This is a genomic window from Algibacter ulvanivorans, assembly GCF_048381495.1.
Lineage (GTDB): Bacteria > Bacteroidota > Bacteroidia > Flavobacteriales > Flavobacteriaceae > Algibacter_B > Algibacter_B ulvanivorans.
The window spans coordinates 175,494-190,938 of the sequence record NZ_JBLWGD010000002.1 but is presented as its reverse complement, the minus strand read 5'-3'; the positions used below and the strand labels follow the sequence as shown (position 1 = coordinate 190,938).

Here is a 15,445-nt window from a genome sequence, read left to right as displayed (position 1 = left end):
TTATTTCTTTTTCTATATTATTCTAGTTAAAACCTTTAAAGAAATTCTTTTAAAACATTTATCACATAATCGACTTCTTCAGTAGTATTATATTTACTAAATGAAAAACGAATAGATGGCTTTTCTAAATCTTCATTATTTAAAATTTCGGCCAAAACATGCGATTTTAATGAGCTTCCACTTTGGCAAGCACTTCCTTTAGAACAAGCAATTCCTTTTAAATCTAACTGAAATAACAACATGGCTGCTTGTTTAGGCTCTATAGGCAAACAAACATTAACAAGCGTATAAGTGCTGTTTTTTAAATTACCCGAACAACCGTTAAACTTAGCTTCTGGAATTTCGGCGTTTATTTTATTTATAAAATATTGTTTTATAGTTTTGGTATAAGTCATTTCGCTTTCCAAATTATCATTAGCTATTTTCAAAGCTTTTTCGGCACCTACTATATTATGAACACTCTCTGTACCAGCACGTAAACCACGTTCCTGCTCGCCACCAACAATTAAAGCTTTTAAACCCGAGTTTTTTCTAACAAAAGCAAACCCAACACCTTTTGGGCCATGAAATTTATGTGCCGATGCTGCTAAAAAATCTATTTGTACATCTTGTAAATCTACTTTATAATGCCCAACAGATTGTACGGCATCGCTATGAAATAAAGCATTATGCGTTTTACACAACCCAGCAACTTGCTTAACATTTAAAATAGTGCCTATTTCGTTATTAATATGCATTAAACTTACTAATGTTTTAGCATCATTTTTAAGTAACAACTCCAAATGTGTATAATCTATTTCGCCGTTTGGATTTATGTTTACATAACTCACTTGAATATTAAAGTTTGCTTTTAAGTTTTCTACAGTATGCAAAACAGCATGATGCTCTATTTTAGAAGTAATAATATGCTTTACTCCCAAATCTTTTACAGCACTACATAAAATTAAATTATCTGCCTCTGTACCTCCAGAAGTAAAAATAATTTCGCTTGCCGAAACGTTTAAACAACTAGCAATTACTTTTCTAGATTTTTCTATTAAAGCCTTAGAAGCCCTTCCAATACTGTGCGAAGACGAGGGGTTACCATAATTACTCCTCATAATCTCTGTTATAGCATTTATAACTTCTTCTCGCATTGGAGTAGTTGCTGCATTATCAAAATAAACAGATTTCATTATATTTCTTTTTTAACGTAAAGCCATATAAACTTTAACCGCTTTTATACATCAAAAATACTTGAAATAAAATTATTAGCAATAACCAACGTTATAAATAACAATTCTATTACTTTTGCCTAAAACCCAAATGCAATGCGTAAATTATTTTCTGTATTTATTTTATTAAATATTTTTTTTCTTAGTTCTTGCGATGATGGAGATGTTATTACTGTCGATCTAGATTTTGATAACAGTTTTGAAGCTTGTGATGGTGGAGATGCTTTGGTTTTTTATAAAACTAAAGAAGATCCTTCTGAATCTTTATCATTAAAATTAGATAATGTTAACCTAGAAGATATTTTTAATGTTGACGAATTTGGTGTTTTTGAAGAAACTTATACCATAAGCACAACAAACCCTTTTAATTACCGCACCTACAGCAATACCTCTTTACCCAATAATTTATTTTGCAGCGTAATACCCAATTCTGAAATTAAAATTACACAAGATATAGAAAGTACTAGTGGTAATGCAATATTAAAAACTGTACTAACTGAAGATGATAATGATGGTATTCCTGCCGAATTAGAAAACCGCGACCCTAATGGCGATGGCAACTATGATGATGCCCAAGATACCGATGGCGATGGCTTACCAGATTATATTGATGCCGATGATGATGGCGACAATGTTTTAACTAAAAACGAAGACCCAGACCCAAATGGCGATGGCGATTTAAGTGATGCCTTAGATACTGATAATGATGGAACTCCAGATTATTTAGACACCGATGATGATGGCGATGGTATTGATACTAGAAATGAAGAAAATGATAGCCAAGACCAAAACCCTGCTAACGATATTTCTGTAAGCGAATTTGGTCCAGATTACCTAAACAAAGATGTAGCTAATGAAGAGACTCCAGTAGCCACAGCCTACAGAGAACACACCATTACACAAAGCTATTTAGTAACGCTAGAAATTTCTAATTTTGATTTGGAAATAATTTCTCTTGATGTTTTTAATTTTGGAGTATTAAGTGATAGTAATACCACAAGCTCAAGAAAAGTAACACCAGACTTTCCTTAATTTTTGTTGGCATTTTGGTAAATATAAACCTCGGTTGCCCCTAAACCATATTTTTGGTAATTAGCATCGTAATATTTAACATTACTATATCTGCCAAACAAATACTCTAACTCCATTTTTAAAACACCCTCGCCTACACCGTGGATAAACACAATTTTTTGTATGCGTTTTTGTATTGCGTATTCTAGCTTATGCTTAGCGGTATCTAATTGTAATGTTAACATGTCGTGATTAGACATACCTTTATAAGATTTTACTAACTGATGAATATGCAAATCTACCTCCATAGTAGGCTCATACCTATCTTTAGCTCTAGTTTTAGGCTTATTTTTTCGTTTAGGAATTTCTTTTTCAGACACTACAGCATCTAAACTAGAATTCGAAAATATTTGAGAAGCTATCGACGCCTTATTACCCTTCAAAACTAACTCTTTGGCATCAAAATCTAACAAAAAGCCATCATCAGTTTCTATAGAAATAACATTATTTGTAATTTTAATAATAACACCAGACAAGTCTTCATCTAAAACCAAAACATAATCGCCCTCTTTAAACGCCATAACTATTTATGCTCAGGATTATCCTCATTATCTTCTACATTTTTACTTGGTATACTTTTAGAAACCCTATAAACACCAACCATAAGTAAAACAATACCTCCAATAAGTATATATTGGTTTTGGTTAGTACCTATTTTAGCATACATAGCAACAAAAGCACCAATAATAATAAAAATATAATTTAAGTATTTCATACAAAAAAAATTATCTAAAATAACAATGTAATAGTCTTTGCAAATATCATTAAAAAATATATCTTTAAATAGTTATATCAATAAATATCACGCCAATAAAACACCGACAAAATTCACATATAATCGACAAATTGTAACATTTGAAAATATTTACTTATATTTGTATTAATTAAAATATCGCTTCTTTTAAATTTATGCTAAAAAAAACAATACTTTTCTTTATTCTAAGCTTCAACTTAGCTTTTAGTCAAGATTTATATGTTGATGACAATAGTTATTTATATGCACAAGACGTGGTATTATATGTAAATAACGATATAAGGCTTGAAACCCCTACTTCTAATCTTTATTTTAGAGGAAATGCGCAACTTGTTCAAGAAGCAGATATAAAAAATTCTGATTCGGGAGAATTATCCATATATCAAAACCAAACAACTGGTGTATACGAATACAACTATTTTTGTTCTCCTGTTGGAGTTTCAGATACTTCGCTAAATACTAATGTAAATTTTAACGGTTCTACCATACACGATCCTGCAGACGATACAGATTTAGCCAATGTCTCTTCTACTCCTTATTTATATACAACAGCATACGAAGGCACAACCACACAGCTATCAAACTACTGGTTATACTCTTTAAAAGATGGTGAAGGTTATTACAGTTGGAAACAAATTTTTGATACTGGAGATACTGAAACTGGTTACGGTTTTACACTAAAAGGAAGCCCAAACCCTAACAATGTATTAGATTTTAGAGGTAGACCAAATAATGGTACAATTACAATTAGCTGTACTTTTGATGGTATAGACAATCAACCTTCTGGCACACCTAATACTGTTGTTACTTTAACAGGAAACCCTTACCCATCTGCTTTAGATTTAAAGAAGTTTATTATTGAAAATACTAGTGTACTTGATGGCGGAACTGGTACAAATACCGTTATTAGTGGAGATATATTTTTTTGGGAACAAAAACAAACTAACACTCATTATTTAGAATATTACGAAGGCGGTTATGGGGTATATACGCCAGGAGATTTAAGTAATTTATCTGATAACGGCACCTATACAATAGCTCCTTTTCAAAATTATAATGCTGACGGAAGCGGAAACACCAACACTACAGGAAATACAACCGATTTTAGTACTAACAACTCAAGACGCTTTGCTGCTGTTGGGCAAGGCTTTTTAATACAAAGCAATGGTTTAGGTGGTAATGTAACTTTTAACAATGCTATGCGACTGTATTTACCAGAAGATTCTACACCTTCAGGCGACGGTTCTGTTTTTAGCAAAACTAAACAAGCTAAAACAGGAAAAACCAATAAAAAAACTGTTGCTATGTCTCATAATGGAATTGATTATAAATCTATTTTAGAGCAACCAACTATAATTCCAGAAATAAAAATACACACGCATATAAATAATACATTTTATAAAGAAAACGTAATAGCTTTTAGAAAAAACACACCCAATAATAATACGTTTAATCGTTTTTTTGATGGCGCTAATATTAACGAGCTAAGTAACGATGCATATTTAATATCTAACAATAAAGAGCTAGTTATTAAATCTATTAACTATAATGAAGACACAAGATTACCATTAGGCTTAAAGGTATCTGCTGATAACACCCAATTTAATATTAAAATACACAAATTAAAAGATGTGCCAGAACTGGTAGAAGTTTACATTTACGATAACGAAAACCAGACTTATACAAACATAAAACATGGCGCCTTTAATATAACGTTAAATAAAGGTATTTACAATAACCGTTTTGAGGTAACATTCAAGCAGAATAGCACTTTAAATACAACCGAAAACATCACGAAAAACTTTAAAGTGTTTCAAAACAACTCCATTTCTCAATTAAATATATTTAACCACAACCGTTTAAATATTGAATCGTTAAGCTTGTTTGATGCTTCTGGAAAAGAAATTTTAACAGACCATTTATCTTCTAATGCAAATAAACATTCTTATTCCACAAAATTGTTTAGTGATGGTGTTTATATTGTAAAAATTAACTTAGGCAACAACCAGGTTTTCAGCAAAAAAGTTATCATTTCAAACAAAAATTAAAATACTTTTACATTTCTTAATCCTCCTTTTAGTATTTTAGCTATATCATTTTGCGTTAATAAATTATGGAAGAATACATGCTACCTTGCCTAAACAAAAAGCTTCTTGGAGTTGATTGCATGGGGTGTGGCATACAACGAGCACTAGCATTAATTTTTAAAGGCGAGTTTATTGCTGCTTTTAAAATGTATCCAGCTATTTATAGTTTAATTACTTTATTTTTATTTATAGGAATAAATTTTTTCTTTAAATTTAAACATTCAAATAAAATAATTGGCACTTTAGCTATTTTAACTGTGGTTACAATTATAACAAGTTATATTATTAAAATAATCAATTAAAAATTACACATGGAACAACAAAAACTCAATCCAACTCTTGTTTACGTTTTAGCAATACTAGGTCTTTTATGCTGCTGCTTTGGTGGTTTAGGCTTTATTCTAGCTGGTGTTGCTTTATTTATAGCACACAATAAGTTAAAAGAAGTAAAATTAAACCCAGAAAACTTTGATGCTTCTAGTATAAAGGCTATGAATACAGCAAAAACTGTTGCCATGGTTATTTTAATAGTAAACTTACTATACTTGGTCATGACAATTTATAGAATTTCTACTGTTGGTTGGGATGAGTTAATGATACAATCGCAAGAAATGATGGAGCAAATGCAAAATCAATAACAGAATTAATAAAAAAGGCGACCAAATGGTCGCCTTTTTTATTTTATACCTGATAAATAATTACTTTTCAAATTGCTTTAAAGTTTTTACAATTATAGATACACAATCTAACAATTGTTCTTCATTCATTACTAAAGGTGGTGCAAAACGAATTATATTACCATGCGTTGGCTTAGCTAATAAGCCATTATCGCGTAATGCCAAGCATATATTCCAAGCGGTATCACTTTCTTCATCATCATTAATTACAATAGCATTAAGCAAGCCTTTACCTCTTACTAAGTTTACAATTTTACTTGTTTGTATATATGTATTTAATTCACTTCTAAACAAATCTCCTAACTTTGATGCGTTTTCGGCAAGATTTTCATCTTTTACAACCTCTAAAGCTGCAATGGCAACAGCTGCAGCAACAGGGTTGCCGCCAAATGTACTACCGTGGTTTCCAGGTTTAATAACATTCATTACATTATTATTTGCTAAAACTGCAGATACCGGGTATACACCACCACTTATAGCTTTACCAAGAATTAATACATCTGGTTTTACATTTTCATGATCTACAGCCAATAATTTTCCAGTACGTGCAATTCCTGTTTGTACTTCATCTGCAATAAATAATACATTATATTTTTCGCAAAGTGCTTTTGCTTTTTGCAAATAATTTTCGCTTGGCACATAAACACCAGCCTCGCCTTGAATAGGCTCTACTAGAAAACCACCTACATTAGCATTATTTTTTAAAGCATTTTCTAAGGCTTCAAGGTTATTATATTCTATTTTTATAAATCCGTTGGTATAAGGCCCAAAATTTTTACGAGCAACAGGATCGTTTGAAAATGAGATTATAGTTGTTGTTCTACCATGAAAGTTATTTTCGCAAACTATAATTTCGGCTTTATTTTCATCAATACCTTTTACTTCGTAAGCCCATTTTCTACAAAGTTTCAAGGCTGTTTCTACAGCTTCGGCACCAGTATTCATTGGCAAAAGTTTGTCAAATCCAAAAAACTCGCAAGCAAATTTCTCGTATTTCCCTAATATATCATTATGAAATGCTCTAGAGGTTAATGTTAGTGTTTGGGCTTGTTGCGTCATGGCATTAACAATTTTAGGGTGGCAATGCCCTTGGTTTACAGCAGAATAAGCCGATAAAAAATCGTAATACTTTTTACCTTCAACATCCCATACATACACACCTTCTCCCCTGTTTAAAACTACAGGTAACGGATGGTAATTGTGTGCACCATACTTGTTTTCTAAATCTATCGCTTGTTGCGAAGTTAATTGGTTTAAAACAGCCATTTTAAAAAATTTTAAAAGTTTATATCCAAACAAATGGATATTTAAAAAATAACCATTCCTTCTGTACCTTTATTCTTTCGAAGAGTCGAAAAAGCAGCGTGGGAGAGAAATCATCCCTAGGAATTGCGAAATTAATAAAATATAATTACTTCTTAAAACCTTATTCTGACATTCTACCAGACAACGATGATACTTGCAACTCTAGCCTTTTAAGTTCTCTCATAATAGCATTTTTATCCATTTGCATCCAAGCAAACACTTTTAACATACTTACACCTAGCAAAAATACAATGCTGCCTAAGCCCCATTTTAGTAATTCTTTTGTGGTTTCTACGTTAAAAAATTGTATTAAACAATAAATAAATAGCGCAAAAAACACTAAGGTCATTACATTCATTATTACTAGTATCCATTTATTTTTGCCTTTAAATAATCCAAAAATCATTTCAAGAACATTTTGTTCGTCTAAACTTTCATAAAATTTAGCTTCTTCTTCTGTAAGTGTTTCTTTTATTAGTTTATCAATACTTTCTTTATCACTTTTCATAACTTTTAGTTTTTAAAATTTGTTTTAACTTTTCTCTAGCATGAAATAATCTAGATTTAACGGTACCTTCAGAAATATTCAATAAAACACTAATTTCTTTTAACGAATAATCTTGCAAATAAAACAAGTGAATTACAGCTTGTTGCTGCTCTGGTAATGTTTTTATAGTTTTTAAAAGTTCTGTTTTTTTTGATGCTTCATTATCATCATCATAAAAAACTTCCTGCTCACAACTATTATAATTTATATTATTTTGCAATTGCTTATTAGCCTTAATCCAATTTAAAGATTTGGTATAAACTATTCGTAAAGCCCAATTTCCAAAGTTTTCGGGTGTTTTTAATTGGTTTACTTTATTAATAACAACACTCCAAGTATCTTGAGCTATATCTTTAGCTACGTCGGCATCTTTAACTATCCAGTACGCTTTTTCGCAAAACGTTTTGTGCCATAACTTTACCAATTTTGCTAATGCATTTTTGTTTCCCGACTGAAACTGTCGCACCAACACCCCGTTATTAGCTTTTCTATTTTTCACTTTAAGTTCTACTTAATATAAATCGCCATAATTTTACCCAAAAACTCCATTTAGTATGTTTTTTATTTTTTAAGTAATTATTTTCAATAGTATCGAAAGCATTTTCTATTAAAGCATCATGTAACCATTTAATTGCAAGTATCCATTTTATAGTTGCTATTGGTCCTGTTTTCATAATAATACTATGCTTTATTTCGGTATTTTTTTTATTAACTGATTTGATTTCAAATTTATGAATACCATTAAATCCTTCGGGTTTTAAAATCTAAATATTATTATTTTATCTGGATCTAACACTTCTAAAGTATAACGAATTATACCATGCCCTCCTTTTTCGCCCTCTTTAAAACCATTTTTAAAGCGTATTGGCGGCCAATTATTTTTTGGCCAAACTTTATCGTTTTTGGTAGCTATGGTTTTTAACAATTTAGCAACTTCGGTCTTAGGTAAATTAATTGTTCTTTTATGTACGTTTACAACTTCCATTTTACTTTAAAGACTGTAAAAAAGCTAAAAGGTTCACTTTTTTTTTAATTAATTTTAAAATTCCTTTTAAAGTTAATAGAAATAAATAGACTTTTATTTCTGGCTATTATTATTTTTGCAGCATGTCAAGAAGAAGTAAACAAAGAAAACAGGTTTTTGAAAGCGTAGAAGTTGTTGATGCTGGCGCTAAAGGAAAAACAGTAGCAAAAGCACCAGACGGAAAAGTTATTTTTCTGCCCAATGCTGTACCTGGCGATGTAGTTGATGTGCAAACTTTTAAAAAACGAAAAGCGTATTACGAGGGCAAAGCAACCGTATTCCATAAACTTTCTGATAAAAGAACTGAAGCTGCTTGCCAACATTTTGGCACTTGTGGTGGTTGTAAATGGCAACATATGGCTTATAAACACCAATTGTTTTACAAGCAAAAAGAAGTTACTAATAACTTAACCCGTATTGGGCATATTGAATTACCTGAGGTAACTCCTATTTTAGGATCTAAAGAGCAATATTTTTATAGAAACAAAATGGAGTTTTCGTTTAGCGATAGCCGATGGTTAACACTTGAAGAAATACAATCTGATAAAGATTTAGGCGACAGAAATGCTCTAGGATTTCATATTCCAGGCATGTGGGACAAAATTCTTGACGTAAAAAAATGTCATTTACAGGCCGATCCTTCAAACGCTATAAGAAACGCTGTAAAGGAATTTGCTATTAAAAATAATTTAGCGTTTTTTAATACACGAAATCAAACAGGGTTGTTAAGAACCATGATGATTAGAACATCTACAACTGGAGATGTTATGGTTTTAATACAATTTTTTAAAGAAGACAAAACCAAACGCGAATTAATACTTGACTTTATAGCCAACACCTTTCCTCAAGTAACCTCTTTACAATACGTTATTAACGGAAAAGCAAACGATACCATTTACGATCAAGACGTTATATGTTACAAAGGTAACGACCATATTTTTGAAGAAATGGAAGGCTTAAAATTTAAAATTAATGCCAAATCGTTTTACCAAACCAACTCCAACCAAGCATTCGAGCTTTATAAAATTACAAGAGATTTTGCTGGCTTATCTGGCAACGAATTAGTGTACGATTTATATACTGGCACAGGAACCATTGCCCAGTTTGTTGCTAAACAAGCAAAAAAAGTTATTGGTGTCGAGTCTGTACCAGATGCCATAACTGCTGCCAAAGAAAATGCACAATTAAATAACATTAATAACGTTCAATTCTTTGTTGGAGACATGAAACAGGTTTTTAACAACACATTTATTGAAACCCACGGGCAACCCGATGTAATAATAACAGACCCTCCAAGAGATGGCATGCATAAAGATGTTGTACAACAAATACTTAACATTGCCCCAAAACGAGTGGTATATGTTAGTTGTAATAGCGCAACACAAGCAAGAGATTTAGCTTTAATGGATGCCCAATATAAAGTAATAAAAACCCAAGCCGTCGATATGTTTCCGCAAACATTTCATGTAGAAAATGTTGTACTTTTGGAAAAGCGCTAAACACATAAACAATATTAAAATATTGATGAAAAAAATAAGCCTACTTGTTATTATTCTTATTATAGTTGGAAACTATAGTTGCGAACGCGATGATATTTGTCCAGGTTCAACATCTACAACACCCCGATTAATTATCGATTTTTTAGATTCTGAAGACAATGACATTAAAAAAAATGTATTTGATTTAGTTGTTATTGGCGTTGATAATGACGAGTTTTTAACTGAATATTACTTTACAGACACCAACAATGTTGTTTTACCTCTAAAAACAACAGATAACACCACCCGGTATTTTTTAATTAAAGAAGCCTCTATTAATGATAATGGAACGCCAGATGACAGCTCTGATGATTTTATTGAAGGCAACCAAGATTTAATAGAAATTAATTACAGTAGAGAGCAAGTTTTTGTTTCTCGTGCCTGTGGCTTTAAAACTGTTTTTAAAAATGTAACACTAACTATTGTTGATGACCCTGATAACTGGATGCTTTCTAGAACACCATTAACCGATAACCAATCTGTAGAAGATGAAACCACAACACACTTTAATATATCGCATTAGTAACATAATAAGTATGCTTTTGTTTTGTGGGTTTATAAATGCACAAAATGATAGTATTACAGATGCAACAAACAACGCTAAAACTATTAAACTTAAATACGGACTTCGAGTTGGAGGCGATATTGGTAAGCTAGCTCGTACTTTTTTAGATGATGATTATTCTGGTTTTGAAATTATGGCAGATTATCGTTTAAAAGAAAAACTATACATAGCTGGCGAAATTGGTTTTGAAGAAAAAAACACCATTAACGATTATTTAAACATCACCACAAAAGGAAGCTATATTAAAGGAGGTATAGATTTTAATATGTACCAAAACTGGTTAAACATGGACAACATGATTTATGCTGGTTTTAGAGTTGGTGCCAGTTCCTTTAGCCACGACTTAAATAGTTTTACAGTATATAGCATAGACCAATATTGGCACCCTCAATTAACATCAAACAACAAACAAGAAATAAAAGGTTTAACTGCTTTTTGGGCCGAGGTTATTTTAGGTATGAAAGCCGAATTAGTAAACAACTTATACCTAGGCTTAAACGTACAATTAAAAATGTCTGTTAGGCAAACAATTCCTAATAATTTTGATAACGTTTATATTCCTGGCTTTGGAAAAACTTACGACAGCAGTAGTATTGGTGTTGGTTATAGTTACTTTTTAGCCTATAGAATCCCGCTTTTTAAAAAGGCTAAAACATCTAAACCAGTAGAGTTTACTAAACCAGACAGACCGTCTGGATCTATACCAAGAAACAGGTCTTAAAAATATTTATTTTGTTTTTACCTCTGGGTAATGCTCTACAGTAAAATTACAAGAATTAGCAATAAAACATAAACTATTTGCCTTTGCATGTAATGCTATAGCCAATTCTATTTGCAATGCATCTTTTACAATAACTAAAGGCTTTAAAATTACTTTTGTAAAACGCCCGCTACCCGATGCTTCTACATTTAAAATAGCCTGTGCAGTATCTGTATAGCTTAAAACTTCAATATTGTTTTGAGTACAAACATATAAATACGACATCATATGGCATGAGGCTATGGCAGATAACAACAAATCTTCTGGATTATAACATGTATCGTCACCTCTAAATGGCTTTGCGGCCGACACTTCTAAAGGTGCTTTTTTATTAGCAATAGTTACTTTATGGTTTCTGCTAAAGCCTTTTAGGTGTTGTGTTGTTTCGTTAACTCCTATTTGCCAGTTTACTGTAGCTTTAAAAGTATGATTAAATGCCATTTATAGTTTTTTTACAATAGAGTAATAATTAAACACTTACATAAAATAATAATGTTATCCGTTAATAGATTACTCATGTTATTATTAATAATTAAAAAACGATTGCCCTAAATAACACTTCTCCTAAATTTACTTCATGTACTTGCCTTTCTTACTGCCTTCGTACATAACATATTTAACCAAACGCGACTCTAATTTGGCATTGTAAAGTTGTATTTTTCTTGATGGACGTAGGCCAACATGCTTTAAAGCGTCTAAATTACTGGTAATAAACCAAGCGTCTGTACCTGGATAGTTTTGTTTCAAGGTATCGCCAATATTGGCATAAAACTGCTCCATATCGATATTTAAACGCTCTCCATACGGCGGATTAAAAACCATATGCAACTTGTTATCGCCCCCTTTTTGGGTTTTAAAGAAATCTTCGTGCTTAACTTCTATAAAATCTTCTAATTGAGCATTTTTTACGTTTTCTATGGCTTTAGATACGGCACTTGGTGCTTTGTCGTAACCGGTTATTTTATGATGAAAATCGCGAGTTTTACCAAGAAGTGATTCTTCTATTTTTTCGAACAAATCGACATCCCAATCTGGCCAACGCTCAAAGGCAAATTCTTTTCTCATTAGATTTGGCGGTATATTACAGGCTATCATTGCGGCTTCTATAAGCATGGTACCAGAACCACACATGGGATCCATGAAGTCGGACTGGCCGTCCCAACCAGAAAGCATAATTAAACCAGCGGCTAAAACTTCGTTTATTGGCGCTATGTTTGTTGCCGTTTTATAACCACGCTTATGTAAGGAATCGCCAGAGGAATCTAAAGAAATGGTACACCGGTTTCTGTCTATATGCACATTTATTTTTAGGTCTGGAAATTTTAAATCGACATTTGGTCGTTGCCCATCGGTATCTCTAAATTTATCGACTATGGCATCTTTTGTTTTTTGGGCTATATAAAGGGAGTGTGAAAACAAATCGGAATGTATTGTAGCATCTACAGCTAATGTTCCTGTTGGTTTTAAATACTTAGACCAATCCATAGCATAGATTTTTTTGTATAAATCTTGCTCGTTTTTTACATTAAATGCATGGATGGGTTTTAAAATTTTAATTGCTGTACGTAATGCCAAGTTACACTTGTACATAAAGCCTTTATCTCCAGAAAAAGCTACGTTACGCACACCTTTTTTTATATACATTGCGCCTAGTTGTGTAAGCTCTTTTTCTAATAAATCTTCAAAGCCAAATAAGGTTTTGGCTACCATATTGAAATTTTCTGCCATCTTTTTCGTCTACTCTACTAATAATAGATTGCAAAAATAACGTAATTTTGCGGCAAACGTAAAGTTTATTGATAAATCCGGGTTAAGGATTGAAGTGGATAGCCCACAGCACCTTTTTTGGTGCGAGGACTTGTAACGGAAAGCCTGACCGCGCTTTTGGGCGCGGTAACCCCCAAATAATACTATGACTAAGAACACAAAAAAATGGTTTACTTCGTGGTTTGATACGCCATTTTATCATATTTTATATAAAGACCGTAATGATACCGAAGCTCATGCTTTTATGGATACACTTACCGATTATTTAAATATTCCGGAACACGGTACCATTTTAGATTTGGCTTGCGGAAAAGGTAGGCACTCGCTTTACCTTAATAAAATTGGGTACGATGTTACTGGTGTAGATTTAAGCGAAAACAGCATTAAATACGCCAAACAGTTTGAAAACCATAGGTTAAAATTTGAGGTTCATAACATGTGTAAACCTTACCATAAACAGTTTGATGCTGTTTTTAATTTGTTTACCAGTTTTGGCTATTTTGATGATGATACCGATAATTTAAAAACCATTAAAGCTATTAAGGCCGAATTAAACGAGTTTGGTTTTGGTGTTATTGATTTTATGAATAGCGAATTTGTTATTAATAATTTAGTGCCCGAAGAGGTAAAAACGGTTAATGGTATAGATTTTCATTTAAAACGTTTTGTGGAAAATGGGTATATTATTAAAGATATTACTTTTACGGTTGATGAAAAATTATATAATTTCCAGGAGCGTGTTCGTGCCTTTACCTTAGCAGATTTTGAATTACTTTTCGAGCAGGCTGGTGTACACTTATTAGATGTTTTTGGAGATTATAAATTACGAAAATTTAGTACCAAGTTGTCTGAGCGTTTGATTATGATTTTTAAATAAATAATAAATTGTTATTGAGTTACTATACCCCTCATTATTACAATATTTTACTTTACAACTCTAAAAAAAATTAAATAATTTAAAAATTTGAACTTATTATTTTTTAATGAATAATTATATTTTACCCTTATTAGCTGTTGTTTTAGGTTTTGTTTTAGCTTTTGTAACTAAAAAACAAAAATCTTGGAACACCAAACTCCTACTCTCCTTTAGTGGTGCTTTTTTATTAGCTTTAACACTTTTTGAGCTGCTTCCGGAAGTGTATAACCATTTAGAAACTAAGCTTACTGGTTTATTTATTATGTGCGGTATTATGCTACAAATTGTTTTAGAGCTTTTTTCTAAAGGCGCAGAACATGGGCATGTGCATATACATAAAAACGAAACCTCTTTTCCTTGGTTATTATTTATTAGTTTGTGTATTCATAGTTTTTTAGAGGGTTTTTCTATCCATCATCATAACGATATGGTTTATGGTGTTTTGGTACATAAAATTCCAATAGCAACTTTAATTACAATGTTTTTACTACAATCTAACTACTCGAAAATACAAATTGGTTGTTTTTTATTAGCTTTTGCTTTTATGACTCCCTTGGGCACGTGGATTTCTCATAATTCGACCTTTATAGCAGATTATGTACACATGATTAACGCTTTTGTTATTGGTATCTTTTTTCATATTTCTACTACTATATTGTTTGAAAGCGGCGATGGGCATAAGTTTAATTTATCTAAATTTATTTCTATTATACTAGGCGTTGGTATAGCTTACTTAATTTAATTGTAAAAAAACATCGTTATTTTATAAAAGAAAAAAAACAAAAAACTAATGTTTAGCAAAGAAGAATCTAGACGCTTAAGACAAGAATTTTGGACTAGTTTTGGGAAATCGTTTCCTAGAAAATGGATTTTGTACGATACTAAACTAAAAGGTTTAAGTTTTAAATTTCATTTTGATAACAAAACAGCCTTAATTGCTTTAGATTTAGAAGACGATTTAGAGTACCGTATTAAATACTGGGAAAAATTAGAAGCTTTAAAATCTATTCTTTTAGACGATTATCTTCCTGATGCTATATTTAATGAAGCATATTTTCTTGACAACTCTAAAGAAATTTCTAGAATTTATGTGCCTTTAGAACAAAAAGTTTCTATCCATAACAAAAACTCTTGGCGCGATGTTATGGTGTTTTTTAATGAAAAAATGAGCTTGTTTGAAGCTTTTTTTGAAGAGTATAAAGATGTTATTGAAGGTTAAT

20 protein-coding genes are annotated in these 15,445 nt (G+C 31.5%); 10 read left to right on the top strand and 10 right to left on the bottom strand.

The window, feature by feature from the left end; translation table 11 throughout:
- Window positions 1-35: 35 nt before the first annotated feature.
- Window positions 36-1,175: a cysteine desulfurase family protein gene (locus ACNG5D_RS06435; protein ID WP_418182675.1), complete on the bottom strand. Its 1,140-nt coding sequence runs from the start codon at window positions 1,173-1,175 to the stop codon at window positions 36-38.
- Between the two features lie 135 nt (window positions 1,176-1,310).
- Here ACNG5D_RS06435 and ACNG5D_RS06430 point away from each other — a divergent pair, with 135 nt between their 5' ends.
- Window positions 1,311-2,246: a hypothetical protein gene (locus ACNG5D_RS06430; RefSeq protein ID WP_418182674.1), complete on the top strand. Its 936-nt coding sequence runs from the start codon at window positions 1,311-1,313 to the stop codon at window positions 2,244-2,246.
- On the opposite strand, the gene ACNG5D_RS06425 is transcribed toward ACNG5D_RS06430, so the two are convergent.
- A complete protein-coding gene (locus tag ACNG5D_RS06425) occupies window positions 2,243-2,806 on the bottom strand; it encodes a Smr/MutS family protein (RefSeq protein WP_418182673.1) in 564 nt (187 codons plus the stop codon). The two genes, ACNG5D_RS06430 and ACNG5D_RS06425, sit on opposite strands and share 4 nt — an antisense overlap.
- A 2-nt stretch (window positions 2,807-2,808) precedes the next feature.
- The gene (locus ACNG5D_RS06420; protein WP_418182672.1) at window positions 2,809-3,000 is read right to left on the bottom strand and encodes a hypothetical protein; all 192 of its coding nucleotides are present in this window, start codon (window positions 2,998-3,000) and stop codon (window positions 2,809-2,811) included.
- A 194-nt stretch (window positions 3,001-3,194) separates the two neighbouring features.
- On the opposite strand from ACNG5D_RS06420, the gene ACNG5D_RS06415 reads away from it, so the two are divergent.
- The 3 genes from ACNG5D_RS06415 (at window position 3,195) to ACNG5D_RS06405 (ending at window position 5,764) form a co-directional block, all read left to right on the top strand.
- The gene (locus ACNG5D_RS06415; protein WP_418182671.1) at window positions 3,195-5,087 is read left to right on the top strand and encodes a T9SS type A sorting domain-containing protein; all 1,893 of its coding nucleotides are present in this window, start codon (window positions 3,195-3,197) and stop codon (window positions 5,085-5,087) included.
- A 65-nt stretch (window positions 5,088-5,152) separates the two neighbouring features.
- Window positions 5,153-5,428, top strand: coding sequence for a DUF2752 domain-containing protein (locus ACNG5D_RS06410; RefSeq protein ID WP_418182670.1), 276 nt, complete (start codon window positions 5,153-5,155; stop codon window positions 5,426-5,428).
- A 9-nt stretch (window positions 5,429-5,437) separates the two neighbouring features.
- Window positions 5,438-5,764 (top strand): CCC motif membrane protein, encoded by a 327-nt coding sequence (locus tag ACNG5D_RS06405; protein WP_418182669.1) that lies wholly within the window; start codon window positions 5,438-5,440, stop codon window positions 5,762-5,764.
- 60 nt (window positions 5,765-5,824) lie between these two features.
- On the opposite strand, the gene rocD is transcribed toward ACNG5D_RS06405, so the two are convergent.
- From rocD to ACNG5D_RS06380, 5 genes are all read right to left on the bottom strand, one after another.
- Window positions 5,825-7,069 carry an ornithine--oxo-acid transaminase gene (gene rocD / locus ACNG5D_RS06400; protein WP_418182668.1) on the bottom strand — a complete coding sequence of 415 codons (1,245 nt, stop codon included), beginning with the start codon at window positions 7,067-7,069 and terminating at the stop codon, window positions 5,825-5,827.
- Window positions 7,070-7,229: 160 nt separating this feature from the next.
- Complete coding sequence (locus ACNG5D_RS06395; RefSeq protein ID WP_418182667.1) at window positions 7,230-7,616, bottom strand: DUF6768 family protein; 387 nt, start codon at window positions 7,614-7,616, stop codon at window positions 7,230-7,232.
- Window positions 7,606-8,154: an RNA polymerase sigma factor gene (locus ACNG5D_RS06390; RefSeq protein ID WP_418182666.1), complete on the bottom strand. Its 549-nt coding sequence runs from the start codon at window positions 8,152-8,154 to the stop codon at window positions 7,606-7,608. The genes ACNG5D_RS06395 and ACNG5D_RS06390 overlap by 11 nt, the downstream gene beginning before the upstream one ends.
- Before the next feature lies 1 nt (window position 8,155).
- Entirely contained in the window at window positions 8,156-8,329 is a 174-nt protein-coding gene (locus tag ACNG5D_RS06385; protein WP_418182665.1) for a hypothetical protein, read from the bottom strand.
- Window positions 8,330-8,412: 83 nt separating this feature from the next.
- Entirely contained in the window at window positions 8,413-8,640 is a 228-nt protein-coding gene (locus tag ACNG5D_RS06380; RefSeq protein WP_418182664.1) for a hypothetical protein, read from the bottom strand.
- A 122-nt stretch (window positions 8,641-8,762) separates the two neighbouring features.
- On the opposite strand from ACNG5D_RS06380, the gene rlmD reads away from it, so the two are divergent.
- Genes rlmD through ACNG5D_RS06365 form a run of 3 tightly spaced genes read left to right on the top strand, consistent with a single transcriptional unit; the run spans window position 8,763 to window position 11,503 of the window.
- The gene (gene rlmD, locus ACNG5D_RS06375; protein WP_418182663.1) at window positions 8,763-10,178 is read left to right on the top strand and encodes a 23S rRNA (uracil(1939)-C(5))-methyltransferase RlmD; all 1,416 of its coding nucleotides are present in this window, start codon (window positions 8,763-8,765) and stop codon (window positions 10,176-10,178) included.
- 25 nt (window positions 10,179-10,203) lie between these two features.
- Entirely contained in the window at window positions 10,204-10,740 is a 537-nt protein-coding gene (locus tag ACNG5D_RS06370; protein WP_418182662.1) for a DUF6452 family protein, read from the top strand.
- Complete coding sequence (locus ACNG5D_RS06365) at window positions 10,706-11,503, top strand: DUF6048 family protein (RefSeq protein WP_418182661.1); 798 nt, start codon at window positions 10,706-10,708, stop codon at window positions 11,501-11,503. The genes ACNG5D_RS06370 and ACNG5D_RS06365 overlap by 35 nt, the downstream gene beginning before the upstream one ends.
- A 6-nt stretch (window positions 11,504-11,509) precedes the next feature.
- On the opposite strand, the gene ACNG5D_RS06360 is transcribed toward ACNG5D_RS06365, so the two are convergent.
- Both ACNG5D_RS06360 and ACNG5D_RS06355 read right to left on the bottom strand, forming a co-directional pair.
- Window positions 11,510-11,983 carry an OsmC family protein gene (locus tag ACNG5D_RS06360; protein WP_418182660.1) on the bottom strand — a complete coding sequence of 158 codons (474 nt, stop codon included), beginning with the start codon at window positions 11,981-11,983 and terminating at the stop codon, window positions 11,510-11,512.
- Between the two features lie 129 nt (window positions 11,984-12,112).
- Window positions 12,113-13,270, bottom strand: coding sequence for a THUMP domain-containing class I SAM-dependent RNA methyltransferase (locus ACNG5D_RS06355; RefSeq protein WP_418182659.1), 1,158 nt, complete (start codon window positions 13,268-13,270; stop codon window positions 12,113-12,115).
- A 184-nt stretch (window positions 13,271-13,454) separates the two neighbouring features.
- Here ACNG5D_RS06355 and ACNG5D_RS06350 point away from each other — a divergent pair, with 184 nt between their 5' ends.
- The 3 genes from ACNG5D_RS06350 (at window position 13,455) to ACNG5D_RS06340 (ending at window position 15,444) form a co-directional block, all read left to right on the top strand.
- Window positions 13,455-14,186: a class I SAM-dependent methyltransferase gene (locus ACNG5D_RS06350; RefSeq protein WP_418182658.1), complete on the top strand. Its 732-nt coding sequence runs from the start codon at window positions 13,455-13,457 to the stop codon at window positions 14,184-14,186.
- 106 nt (window positions 14,187-14,292) lie between these two features.
- A complete protein-coding gene (locus tag ACNG5D_RS06345) occupies window positions 14,293-14,967 on the top strand; it encodes a ZIP family metal transporter (RefSeq protein WP_418182657.1) in 675 nt (224 codons plus the stop codon).
- A gap of 48 nt (window positions 14,968-15,015) precedes the next feature.
- The gene (locus tag ACNG5D_RS06340) at window positions 15,016-15,444 is read left to right on the top strand and encodes a DUF4268 domain-containing protein (protein ID WP_418182656.1); all 429 of its coding nucleotides are present in this window, start codon (window positions 15,016-15,018) and stop codon (window positions 15,442-15,444) included.
- Window position 15,445: the final 1 nt, after the last annotated feature.